Origin of the sequence: Mycobacterium sp. E1747, assembly GCF_001667775.1 — a bacterium.
GTDB lineage: Bacteria > Actinomycetota > Actinomycetes > Mycobacteriales > Mycobacteriaceae > Mycobacterium.
The window spans coordinates 75,782-89,945 of the sequence record NZ_LZJI01000188.1; the positions used below are offsets into that span (position 1 = coordinate 75,782).

Consider the following 14,164-nt stretch of genomic DNA (forward strand, 5'->3'; position numbering starts at 1 on the left):
ATGCCCGACGTCGTCACGGTGGTGCTGCCCTGCCTGAACGAGGAGGAGTCGCTGCCGGCGGTGCTGGCGGCCATTCCTGCCGGGTATCGGGCGTTGGTGGTCGACAACAACAGCACCGACGACACCGCCGCGGTCGCGCGGCGGCACGGCGCCGAGGTGGTCACCGAGCCGCGGGCCGGGTATGGCTCGGCGGTGCACGCGGGCGTGCTGGCCGCGACCACCCCGATCGTCGCGGTCATCGACGCTGACGGCTCGATGGACGCCGGTGACCTGCCGCGGCTGGTCGCCGCGCTCGAGCAGGGCGCCGACCTGGTGATCGGCCGGCGCCGGCCGGTGGCCGGGCTGCACTGGCCGTGGGTGGCCCGGGTCGGCACCGTGGTGATGAGCTGGCGGCTGCGCACCCGGCACCGATTGCCGGTGCACGACATCGCGCCGATGCGGGTGGCGCGGCGCGAGGCGTTGCTGAACCTGGGTGTCACCGACAGGCGTTCGGGCTATCCGCTGGAGCTGCTGGTGCGCGCGGCGGCCGCCCGTTGGCGCGTGGTCGAGCTGGACGTCAGCTACGGTCCCCGCACCGGCGGGAAGTCGAAGGTCAGCGGTTCGCTGCGGGGGAGTGTCACCGCGATCCTGGACTTCTGGAAGGTGATCTCGTGACAGTGCCGGTGACGCTGCTGGTGGTCGCCAAGGCGCCGGAGCCCGGCCGGGCCAAGACCCGCCTCGCGGCGAGGGTGGGGGACCTGGTGGCCGCCGAGATCGCCGCGGCCGCGCTGCTGGACACGCTGGACGCGGTGGCCGCCGCGCCGGCTGCGAATCGGGTGGTGGCCATGACCGGCGACCTCGATGCCGCGGCCGGCGCCGCCGAGATCCGGCAACGGCTGCAGACCTTTACGGTGATTCCCCAGCGCGGTGACGACTTCGCCGACCGGCTGGCCAACGCGCATGCGGATGCCGCCGACGGCTATCCGGTGGTGCAGATCGGGATGGACACCCCGCAGGTGACCGCCGACATGTTGATCGACTGCGCCCACCGGCTGCGGGAGGCGGCGGCCGTGCTCGGGCCGGCCGTCGACGGCGGCTGGTGGGTGCTGGGTTTACGCAGCCCCTCGGCGGCCGAATGCCTGCGCACCGTCCCGATGTCGCAGCCGGATACCGGCTTGCTGACGTACCGGGCGTTGCACGACATGGGAATCGAGCCTTACGCGGCCCCGGTGCTGGCCGACTTCGACTTCGCCGACGACGTCGCCGCGGTGCGCGCTGCCTGCGGTCCGTCCAGCCGCTTCGCGGAGGTCACCCGCGCGGCCGGCCTGTAGCGGCGAGCCGGCCGCCTACCAGTTCGTGACGATGAGGGTGTTCAGCAGCACGGTGCCCGCGGCGTTAAGCCCGAGCCACAGCCGATGCGACCGGACCGGCAGCAGCGCGGGCGCCGCGGTGAGCCAAACGGTGAAGGGCAGCCAGATCCGCTCCACCTCGGCCTTGCTCAGCATGCTCAGGTCGGCGCACGCGATGGCGGCCAGGATGCCCAGCAGCAGCAGGTGAAACCCGGAGCGGCGACGGATGGCCGCCGCGTCGAATACCCGGGCGAGGCCGGCGACGCTGCCCAACCCGATCGCGCAGACGATGGACGCCAGGTTGGCCCAGCTCCAGTACTGAAACGGGCGGTCCTTGGCGATACCCTGCCAATAACGTTGCTGCACAAGGTTATAGCCGTCGAACCAGTAGAATCCCGCCACCGCGAAGGTGGACGCCACGGCCACGGCCGCCAGGGCCGCCGGGCCGAGCGCCCGCAGCGCCGCGCGCCAGTCGGAGGCCGACGCCAGCACCGCCAGCGCCGGCAGGCCCATCAGCATCAGGCCGTAGTTGCAGAACACCCCCCAGCCCAGCAGCAGCCCGGCGGCGGCGGCCGTCAGCGCGGGGAAGCGGACCCGTCGGTGCACCGCCACGGCCAGCAGTGCGATGCCCCACGCCGCCACCCCGGCGAAGTAACCGTCGGCGGAGACCGCGACCCAGATCGCGGTCGGTGCCACCGCCACGAACGGCGCGGCACGGCGAGCGGTCCGCTCGTCGGCCAGCGCGCGTACCGCGACCAGCACGGCGGCGGCCGCGCTGGAGCCGGCCAGCAAGCACAGCAGCCCCGCCCAGGCACCCCCGTGCAGGCCGATCCGGTCCAGCCAGACGAACGTCAGCAGCGCACCGGGCGGATGCCCGGAGACGTGGGTAGTCCAGGAGTTCGGTTGGTAGTCGACGATCCGGCTCGCGAACGTGCGCAGCGTGGCGGGGATGTCGGTGATGCCCGGCACCTGCGACAGGTACTCGTCGCGGGTGGTCAGCCGGCCGGCGAAGCCGCGCTGCCAGCCGTCGATCATCGCCAGCGCGAAAGCCCATCCGCAGGCGGTGGCCCACGTGCTCAACGCCAGGAGCCGCCACGAAAGGCGTTGCGCCAGAGCCGGTCCCCACGCCACCGCGGCGGCCGCGATCGCGATGGCCGGGCCGGTGCCCCAACTGGCGTGGATTTCCCAGGCGCCGAAGATCGGCGCGGCCCCGGAGTGCGTGCCGAACCGTTCCTGGCCCACGTCCGTCCGCGGCCGCACACCCAAGTGCAGCCGCGGCAGCACGAACGCCGCGCCCACCAGCACCGCCCCGACCGCGACGGCCACAGACTCCCGATGTGCCACCCTCACGGTCGACCAGCCTATTGATCGGCCGGACCGGCGAACCGGCGCACCAGCGCCGCCCGGTCGAGCTTGCCGATGCCGCGCCGCGGCAGCGCCTCGACGACGTGCACTTCGCGCGGCGCCGCGGTGGCGTCCAGGGTCCGCGCCACGTGCGCGCGCAGGGCGTCCAGCGTCGGCGCCGGTCGACCCTCGGCCACCACGATCGCCGCTACCACGCGCTGGCCCAGCCGGTCGTCGGGCAGGCCGAACACCGCGCAGTCCCCGACGGCGGGATGGGCGCCCAGCGCCGCCTCGACCAGTTGCGGCAGCACGGTCAACCCGCCCGTGCTGATCGCGTCGTCGGCGCGGCCCAGCACGGTCAGCACCCCCGCCTCGTCGACGACGCCGAGGTCGTCGGTGCGAAACCAGCCCGGCTCGGCGAACGGGTTGGGCTGCACCGGGTTGCGGTAGCCCTTGGCCAGCGTGGCGCCGCCGAGGACGACGCGCCCGTCGGCCGCGACCCGGACCAGGACGCCGTCCAGCGGCACCCCGTCGTAGACGCAGCCGCCCGCGGTCTCGCTCATCCCGTAGGTGCGGACCACGGCCACGCCGGCCGCCGCGGCGGCGTCGAGCACGCGCTGCGGGGCCGGGCCGCCGCCGAGCAACACGGCGTCCAGTTCGCCGAGCGCGGCCGTGGCCGCCGGGTCGGTCAGCGCCTTGGCCAGCTGCGCGGCCACCAGTGACGTGTACCGCCGGCCCGGCCCCAATCGTTCTACCGCGCTTGGTAATTCGGCGAGATCGAAGCCGGCGGAGACATCCAGCTCGACGGGCGGCGAGCCGGCCAGCGCCCCGCGCACCAGCACCTGCAGCCCGGCGATGTGATGGGGCGGCAGCGCCAGCAGCCAGCGGCCCGGGCCACCGAGGCGGTCATGGGTGGCCGTCGCGCTGGCCGTCAGGGCGGCGGCGGTGAGCAGCGCGCCCTTGGGGGCGCCCGTGGTCCCCGACGTCGTCACGACCACGGCCACGTCGTCGTCGATGGGTTCGCCGACTCGCAGCCCCGCCGCCAGCGCCTCCGAGCCGGGCGCGACGGCGACCAGAGCGGAGTCGCGCCCGTCCAGCACGCGTTCCAGGGCGGGTAACAGCGACGAGACGGCCGAGCCCGGCGGGACGGTGAGTGCGCGCAGTAGGGCTATGCGGGGTCCTCGACCTCGTCCGCGTCGTCGAACGGCCAGCCTTGGGCGGCCAACCGCACCCGCACCCGCTCGACGTCGTCGGGCGAGGGCAGGTTGTCGGTGATCTGGGTGATCAGTACCCCGATGTCGACGTCGTCGAACTCGCCCCGGCTGACCAGCTCGCAGGCGACGGCCTTGACCTCGTCGTTGGACAGCCGGCGCGCGAGCAGGGCGAGCACCGGGAAGGTGTCCGTCGCCGGGACGCCTTCGGGGTATCCCGCGCGCAGCCACGAGACGATCGAGTTGAGAAATCCGTTCACGCTGGTACAGGTCCCCCCGGTGTCCGGCTCGGTAACGCGGTGGGCATCACTCGATGCTACTTGGGTTTGGCTCCGAGGAAGGCCACGCCGGTGTGGTGGGCGATGAAGTCCCGCGAGATGTACGCCAGGGCGAAGGCGATCACCACGATCACCAGCGCATAGATCAACCAGGCGAGCACCAGCAGTGCAGGATTCTTCTGTGGCGGGGCGCCCTCGGTGCTCACTTGCCCGGCGCCCACCGCGTGCAACCGCAGCCCCAGGGCGAACAGCCCCGGCAAGGCGGCGCCGGCCAGCATGGAGAACAGCAGGATCTTGAGGGAGGCCTGGTAGTTGAACCAGTCGCTGAAGTGACTCATCAAGCGTTCGCCTTCATCGTGGGGTCGTCGGAGTCGTACCGGGGAGACGTGCCGCTGCCATTAGTCGGGTGAACGTCCGTTGGCGGGTGGTGGTGGGCATCCTCGGCTTCGAGCCCGGCGGTCAGGTCGCCCTTCCATTCGGCGTTGACGTTGTTGTGGTCGACCTTGACCTTGCGCGACCGGATGTAGATGGTGGCGGAGACCGCGACCAGCATCGCGAAACCGACGATGGCGCCCGGGTAGCCGCCGATCAGGTGCACGATCCAGTAGGTGACCGCGCCGACCAGCCCGGCCAGCGGCAGCGTCACCAGCCAGGCGACGCCCATGCGGCCCGCAACTCCCCAGCGGACCTCGCCGCCGGGCTTGCCGAGCCCGCTGCCCAGCACCGAGCCGGTGCAGACCTGGGTGGTCGACAGCGCATACCCGAAGTGGGTGGACAGCAAAATCACCGCGGCGGAAGAGGATTCGGCCGCCATGCCCTGCGGCGACTGGATTTCGACGAGGCCCTTGCCCAGGGTGCGGATGATGCGCCAGCCGCCCAGGTAGGTGCCTGCCGCCATCGACACCGCGCAGGCTCCGATGACCCACAGCGGCGGCGCAGCCGTGCTCTTGCTGATCGACCCGTAGGACATCAGGGCCAGGAAGATGACGCCCATCGTCTTCTGTGCGTCGCCGGTGCCGTGTGCCAGCGATACCAGCGACGCCGAGCCCCACTGGCCGTAACGGAAGCCGGCCTCGGTGCGCTTGGTGTCGAGGCCCCGGGTGACTCGGTAGACCAGCCAGGTCGCGATGGCCCCGACCAGGATGGCCAGGATCGCGGCGACGACGGCTGGGATGAGCACGTGGGACACCAGCCCCTTCCAGAGCACGCCGTGCCCGCCCACGGCCGCGATAGTGGCGCCGACGATGCCGCCGATCAGGGCGTGCGAGGAGCTCGACGGGATGCCGAGGAGCCAGGTCAGCAGATTCCACACGATGCCGCCGACCAGGCCGGCGAAGACCAGCTCGAGCGTCACGATGTGCCCGTCGATCAAGCCCTTGGCAATCGTGGCGGCGACGGCGGTGGACATGAAAGCGCCCACGAGATTGAGCACCGCGGACAGCGCGACGGCCGCCTTGGGCTTGAGCGCGCCGCTGGCGATCGAGGTCGCCATCGCGTTGCCGGTGTCGTGGAAGCCGTTCGTGAAATCGAAAGCCAGTGCCGTGATTACGACAATGATCAGAAGGAACAATTGGATGTTCACAGCGCCCGATTCTGGTGGTAGGGGGATTCCATTGTCGAATGCAGCAAGACCCGAATCGCGGATGTACCTAGACTCGTCGCCAGATGTTACCTCTCAGTTAACCGGACTTCCTCTGTCGTTCACCCCTGGTGTCGCGCCGTAGCGGGTGGTCCGGCGGGATCTGAACGAAGATCAGCGTGATCCCGTCCGGGTCCGTCACGTGCATTTCGTGTAGGCCCCAGGGCTCTTGGCGCGCCTCGCGGGCGATCGCCACGCCCCGGCTTTGCAGCTCGGCCTGGGTGGCCTCGATGTCGCGCACCTGGAGCCACAGGGCGCCGGGGAAGGGGCCGCGGGAGTGGTCCGGAGAGCCGAAGCCGGCCAGCTCCAGCAACGACTGGCCGGCGAAAAAGACTGTGCCCCCGCCGTACTCGCGGGCTATCGCGAGCCCGATCTGGTCCCGGTAAAACGCCAACGATCGCTGATAGTCCGCCGGCCGGAACAGCATCCGGCTGGCCAGGATCTCCATGGTGTCGTGTCTATCACACGAGCCGGTCAGCTACTGCTCAGCGCGGTTGGGCTGGATGCTTTGGCGTTGCATGATCGCGTTGACGAAGCGGGGGCCGAAGGTGTCCAGCGCCTTGGCGGCGATCGCCATCCGCGGCGCGATCCGCACCGGCCGGGTGCGGGCGGCGGTGAGCATCCATTCGGCGGCCTCGGCCGGCGTGAGCGCGGGCATGCCCTCGTAGGCCTTCGTCGGCGCGATCATCGGCGTGGCCACCAGCGGGTAGTACAGCGTCGTCGAATGCACGCCCCGGTTTCCCCACTCGGTCTCCACGACGCGGCTCACCGCCGACAGCGCCGCCTTCGACGCGTTGTACACCGCGAACAGCGGCGAGGCCTCCGACAGCACCCCCCACGTGGACACGTTGATGACGTGGCCGTCGCCACGTTCGAGCATCCCGGGCGCCAGCCCGCGGATCAGCCGCAACGGCGCGTAGTAGTTGAGCGCGATGGTCCGCTCGACGTCATGCCAGCGTTCCAGTGACTCGGCCAGCGGCCGCCGGATGGACCGGCCGGCGTTGTTGATCAGGATGTCCACCCCGCCGAGGCGCTTTTCGACGTCGGCGACCAGCGCGTCGACGGCGTCCAGGTCGGAGACGTCGCACGGCAGGGCGAGCGCGCTGCCGCCCGCCGCGGTGATCCGTTGCGCGAGCGCGTCGAGCAGGTCCTGACGCCGGGCGACGGCCACCACCGTCGCGCCCTCGCCGGCGAGCAGCTCGGCCGCGGCCTCGCCGATGCCCGACGACGCCCCGGTGAGCAGGATGCGCTTGCCGGCGAGGTCGACCGGCTTGATGGCGGGCCGGTTGACCAGCACCTGCGGGGCCATCGGCGGCCGCATGGTGGCCAGTACGAGCTGATCGGTGATCCGACGCAGAGGACTCTTACTCACGTGGGGAGTCTAGGGGCGGACTCGAATCCCACGGCCGCCACGCCAGCGTGACGTTCGGCGCCGAGCGTCACGCCAGCGTGACCGCGCTCAGAAGTAGCGGGGGAACCGGCTCCAGTCCGGCGGCCGCTTCTCCAGGAAGGCGTCTCGGCCCTCGACGGCCTCGTCGGTCATGTAAGCGAGCCGGGTGGCCTCGCCGGCGAACAGCTGCTGACCCACCAGCCCGTCGTCGAGCAGGTTGAAGGCGAACTTGAGCATCCGTTGCGCTTGAGGCGATTTGGCGTTGATCTCGGCCGCCCACTCGATTCCGGCCCGTTCCAGGTCGGCGTGGTCGATGACCGCGTTGACCGCGCCCATGTGGTGCATCTGCTCGGCGGTGTACGCGCGGCCCAGGAAGAAGATCTCGCGGGCGAACTTCTGGCCCACCTGACGCGCCAGGTAGGCGCTGCCGTAGCCGCCATCGAAGCTGCCGACGTCGGCGTCGGTCTGCTTGAACCGGGCGTGCTCGCGGCTGGCCAGGGTGAGGTCGCACACCACGTGCAGGCTGTGCCCGCCGCCGGCCGCCCACCCGGTGACCAGGCAGATGACCACCTTGGGCATGAACCGGATCAGCCGCTGCACCTCGAGGATGTGCAGCCGCCCGGCGCGGGCGGTGTCCACGGTGTCCGCAGTGTCGCCGCTCGCGTACTGGTAGCCGCTGCGGCCGCGGATGCGCTGGTCGCCACCGGAGCAGAACGCCCAGCCGCCGTCCTTGGGCGACGGGCCGTTGCCGGTCAGCAGCACGACCCCCACGTCGGGCGACATCCGCGCGTGGTCGAGCACCTGGTAGAGCTCGTCGACGGTGTGCGGGCGAAACGCGTTGCGCACCTCGGGGCGGTCGAACGCCACCCGGACCGTCGCGTCGGTGACGTGGCGGTGGTAGGTGATGTCGGTGAGCCCGTCGAACCCGTCCACGGGCCGCCAGGCCCCCGCGTCAAATGGATTGTCAGTCAAGGTGTTTGAACTCCTAAACCGGGTCCAGGCGGAACACGGCGCAGCGGCCCGCCAGGGCCTCGAACTCCTCGGGGCGGCCCTCGGTGACGAGTCCCGCCCGCTTCATGAAGCCGACGCCCGTCGGCACCTCGGTGGGGAAGCGCCGCAGGATCGGCCGCGCGTGCTCGGCCGGCAGCTCGGCCATCCGCACCTTCTGGGCGTGCCGGCCGCGCGCGATCGTCGCCTCACCGGCGGCCCGAACGTTGGCCACCCAGTCGGCGCCCGGGAACCCCGCGACGACGTACTGCCGGCCGTCGACGGTCATGGGGGTCACCGGGGTCGAGCGCGGCGCGCCGGACTTGCGACCGGCCACCGTCAACACGACGGGGCTCTCGCCGCCGAAACTCATTCCCAGCCGCGACATCTGGATGAAGACCTTGTTGGCCGGCTTCAGCCACCACGGCGGCTTGATCGGTTTGCCGCTTCCCATACCCAGCGACGTTACCTGTGGAAGGACTCCACACCATGGGGCTGGGGCTCGGTTGCGCCGATGGCGTCCAGCCTTTCCAGCGCTTCGGCATCCAGGGTGACGTCGCCTGCGCCGAGGTTTTCCTCGAGGTGCCCGACGGAACGCGTGCCCGGGATCAGCAACGTGTTCGGCGCGTGCGCCAGCAGCCACGCCAAGCCGACCTGGGCGCCGGTGACGCCGAGCCGCGCGGCGATCTCGGCTACGACCGGATGGTCGGCGACCTTCGGGAAGCCCGGGAACGCCGAGCCCAGGGGGAAGTAGGGCACCCACGCGATGCCCTCGTCCGCGCAGAGTTGCAGGGCGGCTTCCTGCGAGCGGTCGAGGACGCTGTAGGCGTTCTGCACGCAGGCGATGCCCGCCGGCAGCGCGCGCCGCACCACGTCCACCGGCACGGAGCTGATGCCGATCGCGCCGATCTTGCCCTCGTCGCGCAGCGCGATCATCTCCGCGAGCTGGTCGTCGAGGTCCACGATCTGGTCGTCCTCGGCGGCGGCGCCGGGCCCGAGGTCCGTGCGCCGCAGGTTGACCACGGGGACGCACTCCAGGCCGAGCTGGCGCAGGTCGGCCTCGACCGCGGAGCGCAGCTCCGCGGGCTTTTGCGCCGCCGCCAGCGGTACCGGCTGTTCGCCGGTGAAGCGCGCCCCGACCTTGCTGACGATGACGAGGTCGTCGGCGTAGGGGGCCAGCGCCGCCCTGATCCGGCGGTTCACCTCGCCGGGGCCGTAGAACGACGCCGTGTCGATGTGGTTGACGCCGAGCTCGACCGCGCGGCGCAGCACCGCGGCCGCGTCCTCGACGGTTGGGGCCTCGACCAACTGCATTGCGCCGTATCCCATGCGCGCGACGGTCGACGCGCCGATGCTGCCGGGACCGCCGGGCCGTGGTGTGTCCGTCATTGGTGCTCCCTCTGTGCCACACTGGGAAAGATGCGGAGGGTCCTCCGCTTATTCGAGCGTAGCAGAAACGGAGGAGCCTCCGCTTGGCCGAGATCCGATCGGACGCGCGCCGCAATCGCGAGCGGCTGCTCGAGGTGGCGACGGCGGCGTTCGCCACCGCCGACGGGCGACCGGTGTCGCTGGAGGCCATCGCACGCGAGGCCGGCGTCGGGATCGGCACGCTATACCGGCATTTCCCGAGTCGAGAGGCGCTCGTCGAGGCGATCTACCGCGCCGAGCTCGACGAAGTGGCCGCGGCGGCCGACCGGCTGCTCAAGCGCCACCCGCCCGAGGCGGCGCTGCGCCGCTGGATGGACCGCTACGCGTCATTCGTGGCCGCCAAGCGGGGAATGGCCGAGTCGCTGCAGGCGATCTTCGCCTCCGGCGCCATGCAGGCCAGCCAGAGCCGCGACAGCATCGTCGGAGCCGTCGACCTGCTGTTGCGGGCCGGCGCCGAGGACGGGAGCCTGCGCGCCGACGTGCAGGCCGACGATGTGGTGTCCAGCCTGATCGGCATCTTCCTGGCCAGCCGCTCGCCCGAGCAGACCGGTCGCATGCTCGACCTGCTCGTCGCCGGCGTCTCGGCCCAGCCTGCCTAATGCCGCCCGAGCGCCCGCCTGGCCGGGCGCAGGGCCGCGACCGCCCGGCGAGCCGGGCGCTCGGCCTCAAAGCCTCTAGCCGACGGCGCGACCGGCGCCCTCCCAGAACTGCGCGCGCACGGCCTTCTTGTCGGGCTTGCCCAGCGCGGTCACCGGCACCGAGTCGACGACGATCACCTGCTTGGGCGATTGCACCGAACCCTTGCGCTCCTTGACGGCGGACTGGATCTCGACGGTCACCCGCGCCACCGACTCCTCGTCGGAGGGATGGTCGGGTCGCAGCACGATCACCGCGGTGACGGCCTCGCCCCACTTGTCGTCCGGCGTGCCGATCACGCACACCTGCGCGACGGCGGGGTGCTCGGCGACGACGTCCTCGACCTCGCGCGGGAACACGTTGAAGCCGCCGGTGACGATCATGTCCTTGACCCGGTCGACGATGAACCAGAAGCCGTCCTCGTCTTCACGGGCCATGTCACCGGTGTGCAGCCAGCCGCCGGAGAACGTCTTGGCCGTCTCCTCCGGCAGGTTCCAGTACCCGCCGCTCAACAGCGGCCCGGACACGCAGATCTCGCCGACCTCGCCCTGCGGCACCGGCTTGCCGTCGGCACCCAGCAGTGCCGTGCGGGCGAACAGGGTGGGCCGCCCGCAGGAGGTGAGTCGCTTCTCGTCGTGGTCCTTCTTGGCCAGATAGGAAATCACCATCGGGGCTTCGGACTGCCCGTAGTACTGGGCGAAGATCGGCCCGAAGCGGCGGATGGCCTCGGCCAGCCGCACCGGGTTCATCGCCGAGGCGCCGTAATACACCGTCTCCAGCGAGGACAGGTCGCGGGTGTGCGAATCGGGGTGGTCCATCAGCGCGTAGATCATCGACGGCACCAGCATGGTTGCGGTGATCTTCTGCTCCTCGATCACCCGCAGCACCTCGGCCGGGTCGAACTTGGTCAGCACCACCAACTCGCCGCCCTTGATGATGGTCGGCACGAAGAACGCCGCCCCGGCGTGCGACAGCGGGGTGCACATCAGGAAGCGCGGGTTCTGCGGCCACTCCCACTCGGCCAGCTGGATCGTGGTCATCGTGGTGATCGACTGCGCGGTGCCCAGCACCCCTTTGGGCTTGCCGGTGGTGCCGCCGGTGTAGGCCATGCCGCCGATGTGATCGGGCGGAAGCTCGGCCGCCACCAACGGCTTCGGCGGATACTTCGCGGCCTCGGCCACCAGGTCCACCGCGGAATCGCCGAGCGCTTCGGGGACCGGCCCGATCGTCAGGACCTGCTTGAGGCCGGGCACCTTCTGCAGCAGGCCCAGCGCCCGCTCGACGAACGCCGGGTTGGGGTCGATGATCAGCGACGTCACGCCGGCGTCGCCCAGCACGTAGGCGTGGTCGTCCAGGGAGCCCAGCGGGTGTAGTGCCACGCGTCGGTAACCCTGGGTCTGGCCGGCGCCGATAATCATCAGCACCTCGGGCCGGTTCAGCGAAAGCAGCCCGACGGTGGTGCCGGTGCCCGCACCGAGCGCCTCGAACGCCTGGATGTACTGGCTGATGCGCTCGGCGAGCTGTCCACCGGTCAGCGTGGTGTCGCCGAGATGCAGCACCGGCTTGTTCTTGTTGCGCTTGAGCGCACCGACCGTCAGGTGTCCGGAATGAATGGGATGGCGCAGCAGCTCGTCACTCATGAGGCCAACACTAGAACGTGTTGCAGTTTTAGTCAGCCACCCCCTCGATGACACCCCGGACCACTAGCATCCCTGCACATGGCCGCCGCAGACCTCGTCCTCACCGGAACCATCCTGACCGTCGACGAGAAGCGGCCCACCGCCGAGGCGCTCGCCGTCGCCGACGGCCGGATCGTCGCCGTCGGCGGCCGGTCGGACGTCGACGCATGCATCGGCCCGAACACCCGGACCATCGACGTCGGCGACGGCTGCGTGATGCCGGGATTCGTCGAGGCGCACGGTCATCCGCTGATGGAAGCCCTCGCGCTCTCGGACCGGATCGTCGACATCCGGCCGGTCACCATCAACAGCGCGGACGACGTCGTCGCCGCGGTGCGCCGCGAAGTCAAAGCGCGGGGGGCCGACGGCGCCTACCTGAACGGCTGGGACCCGCTGCTGCAGTCCGGGTTGCCGCAGCCGACGCTGGCGTGGCTGGACGAGATCGCGCCGGGCGGGCCGTTGATCATCATCCACAACTCCGGGCACAAGGCCTATTTCAATTCGCACGCGGCCCGCCGCGCCGGCCTGACCCGCGACACCCCCGATCCCAAAGGCGCCCGGTACGGCCGCGACGCGCGGGGCGAGCTGGACGGCACCGCCGAGGAAACCGGCGCAGTGTTCCCCTTGCTGGCCGGGGCCATCGCGCCCGGCGACTACCCGGCGATGCTGCTCGCCGAATGCGCGCGGCTCAACCGCGCCGGCCTGACCACCTGCTCGGAGATGGCCTTCGACCCGGCGTTCGGTCCGGTGGTCGAGCGGCTGCGCGAACAGCTGACGGTCCGGCTGCGCACCTACGAAATCTCCAACCCGCAGATGCGCACCGACTCCACCCCCGGCCAGGGCGACGACATGCTGCGCCAGGTCGGCATCAAGATCTGGGTCGACGGCTCCCCGTGGGTCGGCAACATCGCCCTGTCCTTCCCGTACCTGGACACCGACGCCACCCGCACCATCGGCGTGCCGCCCGGTTCCTGCGGCCACGCCAACTACACCCGCGAACAGCTGAGCGAAATCGTCGGTGCCTACTTCCCGCTGGGCTGGCCGATGGCCTGCCACGTGCAGGGCGACGCCGGCGTCGACACCATCCTCGACGTCTACGAGGAGGCCCTGCGCCGGCACCCGCGCGACGACCACCGGCTGCGGCTCGAGCACGTCGGCGCCATCCGGCCCGAGCAGCTGCGGCGCGCCGCCGACCTCGGGGTCACCTGCAGCATCTTCGTCGACCAGATCCACTACTGGGGCGACATCATCGTCGACGGCCTGTTCGGTCCCGAACGCGGATCCCGTTGGATGCCAGCCGGTTCCGCCGTGGCGACCGGCATGCGCATCTCATTGCACAACGACCCCCCGGTCACACCGGAGGAACCGTTGCGCAACATCAGCGTCGCGGTCACCCGGACGGCGCCCAGCGGCCGGGTGCTGGCGCCCGAGGAGCGGCTGACGGTCGAGCAGGCGATCCGCGCGCAGACCATCGACGCGGCCTGGCAACTGTTCTCCGACGACGCGATCGGCTCGCTGGAGGTCGGCAAGTACGCAGACCTGGTGGTGCTCTCGGCCGATCCCCGGACCGTCCCGCCCGAGGAGATCGCCGACCTATTGGTGCGCGCGACGTTCCTGGCGGGGCGCCAGGTCTACAGCCTGTGACACCCACACGCCCGCCCCGCCTACAAGACCTGCTGGACCGCCTGCACGTGGTCGCGTTGCCGATGCGGGTGCGCTTCCGCGGCATCACCACCCGGGAGGTGGCGCTGATCGAGGGCCCCGCGGGCTGGGGGGAGTTCGGGGCCTTCCTGGAGTACGAGCCGCCGGAGGCCGCGCACTGGCTGGCCGCCGGCGTCGAGGCCGCCTACCGCCCGCCGCCGGCGCCGCGGCGCGACCGCATTCCGATCAACGCCACCGTGCCGGCCGTCGACGCCGCCCGGGTCGGCGAGGTGCTGGCCCGGTTTCCGGGCGCCCGCACGGCCAAGGTGAAGGTCGCCGAGCCCGGCCAGACGCTGGCCGACGACGTCGACCGGGTCAACGCCGTGCGCGCGCTCGTGCCGACCGTGCGCGTCGACGCCAACGGCGGTTGGAGTGTCGCGCAGGCGGTGCGGGCGGTGGCGGCGCTCACCGCCGACGGCGCGCTGGAGTACGTCGAGCAACCCTGCGCCACCGTCGCCGAGCTCGCCGAGCTGCGCGCGCAAACGGACGTGCCGATCGCCGCCGACGAAAGCATCCGCAAGGCCGACGACCCGCTCGCGGTCG

At 71.2% G+C, this 14,164-nt stretch carries 16 protein-coding genes; 5 read left to right on the forward strand and 11 right to left on the reverse strand.

Annotated features, from left to right (window positions below):
- Together A5695_RS19060 and A5695_RS19065 are read left to right on the forward strand one after the other, a co-directional pair.
- Window positions 1–654 carry a glycosyltransferase family 2 protein gene (locus A5695_RS19060; protein WP_068085521.1) on the forward strand — a complete coding sequence of 218 codons (654 nt, stop codon included), beginning with the start codon at window positions 1–3 and terminating at the stop codon, window positions 652–654.
- On the forward strand, window positions 651–1,310 hold the full coding sequence (locus A5695_RS19065) for a DUF2064 domain-containing protein (protein WP_068085523.1): 660 nt from the start codon (window positions 651–653) through the stop codon (window positions 1,308–1,310). The genes A5695_RS19060 and A5695_RS19065 overlap by 4 nt, the downstream gene beginning before the upstream one ends.
- A 15-nt stretch (window positions 1,311–1,325) precedes the next feature.
- On the opposite strand, the gene A5695_RS19070 is transcribed toward A5695_RS19065, so the two are convergent.
- The 10 genes from A5695_RS19070 to A5695_RS19115 form a co-directional block, all read right to left on the reverse strand.
- On the reverse strand, window positions 1,326–2,678 hold the full coding sequence (locus A5695_RS19070; RefSeq protein WP_068085526.1) for a hypothetical protein: 1,353 nt from the start codon (window positions 2,676–2,678) through the stop codon (window positions 1,326–1,328).
- A gap of 11 nt (window positions 2,679–2,689) precedes the next feature.
- A complete protein-coding gene (menE, locus tag A5695_RS19075) occupies window positions 2,690–3,772 on the reverse strand; it encodes an o-succinylbenzoate--CoA ligase (RefSeq protein WP_068085530.1) in 1,083 nt (360 codons plus the stop codon).
- A gap of 68 nt (window positions 3,773–3,840) precedes the next feature.
- On the reverse strand, window positions 3,841–4,143 hold the full coding sequence (locus A5695_RS19080; protein ID WP_068085536.1) for a DUF3349 domain-containing protein: 303 nt from the start codon (window positions 4,141–4,143) through the stop codon (window positions 3,841–3,843).
- Window positions 4,144–4,199: 56 nt separating this feature from the next.
- Window positions 4,200–4,499 carry a hypothetical protein gene (locus A5695_RS19085; RefSeq protein WP_068085538.1) on the reverse strand — a complete coding sequence of 100 codons (300 nt, stop codon included), beginning with the start codon at window positions 4,497–4,499 and terminating at the stop codon, window positions 4,200–4,202.
- Window positions 4,499–5,743, reverse strand: a complete 1,245-nt coding sequence (locus A5695_RS19090; protein WP_068085541.1) for an inorganic phosphate transporter — start codon at window positions 5,741–5,743, stop codon at window positions 4,499–4,501. The genes A5695_RS19085 and A5695_RS19090 overlap by 1 nt, the downstream gene beginning before the upstream one ends.
- 97 nt (window positions 5,744–5,840) lie before the next feature.
- Entirely contained in the window at window positions 5,841–6,248 is a 408-nt protein-coding gene (locus A5695_RS19095; protein WP_068085544.1) for a VOC family protein, read from the reverse strand.
- Window positions 6,249–6,278: 30 nt separating this feature from the next.
- Window positions 6,279–7,172: an SDR family oxidoreductase gene (locus tag A5695_RS19100; RefSeq protein ID WP_068085547.1), complete on the reverse strand. Its 894-nt coding sequence runs from the start codon at window positions 7,170–7,172 to the stop codon at window positions 6,279–6,281.
- 87 nt (window positions 7,173–7,259) lie between these two features.
- Window positions 7,260–8,162, reverse strand: a complete 903-nt coding sequence (locus A5695_RS19105) for a 1,4-dihydroxy-2-naphthoyl-CoA synthase (protein ID WP_068085549.1) — start codon at window positions 8,160–8,162, stop codon at window positions 7,260–7,262.
- A 13-nt stretch (window positions 8,163–8,175) separates the two neighbouring features.
- Window positions 8,176–8,631: a nitroreductase family deazaflavin-dependent oxidoreductase gene (locus A5695_RS19110; RefSeq protein WP_068085552.1), complete on the reverse strand. Its 456-nt coding sequence runs from the start codon at window positions 8,629–8,631 to the stop codon at window positions 8,176–8,178.
- A gap of 11 nt (window positions 8,632–8,642) precedes the next feature.
- Window positions 8,643–9,566 (reverse strand): aldo/keto reductase, encoded by a 924-nt coding sequence (locus A5695_RS19115; protein ID WP_068085554.1) that lies wholly within the window; start codon window positions 9,564–9,566, stop codon window positions 8,643–8,645.
- An 83-nt stretch (window positions 9,567–9,649) separates the two neighbouring features.
- Here A5695_RS19115 and A5695_RS19120 point away from each other — a divergent pair, with 83 nt between their 5' ends.
- Complete coding sequence (locus A5695_RS19120) at window positions 9,650–10,204, forward strand: TetR/AcrR family transcriptional regulator (protein WP_068085560.1); 555 nt, start codon at window positions 9,650–9,652, stop codon at window positions 10,202–10,204.
- 75 nt (window positions 10,205–10,279) lie between these two features.
- Here the strand turns inward: A5695_RS19120 and fadD8 are convergent, their stop codons facing one another.
- The gene (gene fadD8 / locus A5695_RS19125) at window positions 10,280–11,881 is read right to left on the reverse strand and encodes a fatty-acid--CoA ligase FadD8 (protein ID WP_068085572.1); all 1,602 of its coding nucleotides are present in this window, start codon (window positions 11,879–11,881) and stop codon (window positions 10,280–10,282) included.
- A 78-nt stretch (window positions 11,882–11,959) separates the two neighbouring features.
- Between fadD8 and A5695_RS19130 the strand changes: the two genes are divergently transcribed.
- Together A5695_RS19130 and A5695_RS19135 are read left to right on the forward strand one after the other, a co-directional pair.
- Window positions 11,960–13,564, forward strand: coding sequence for an amidohydrolase (locus A5695_RS19130; RefSeq protein ID WP_068085575.1), 1,605 nt, complete (start codon window positions 11,960–11,962; stop codon window positions 13,562–13,564).
- Window positions 13,561–14,164, forward strand: a 604-nt coding sequence (locus A5695_RS19135) for an o-succinylbenzoate synthase (protein ID WP_082946180.1), incomplete at its 3' end; no start/stop codon positions are given. The genes A5695_RS19130 and A5695_RS19135, both read left to right, overlap by 4 nt.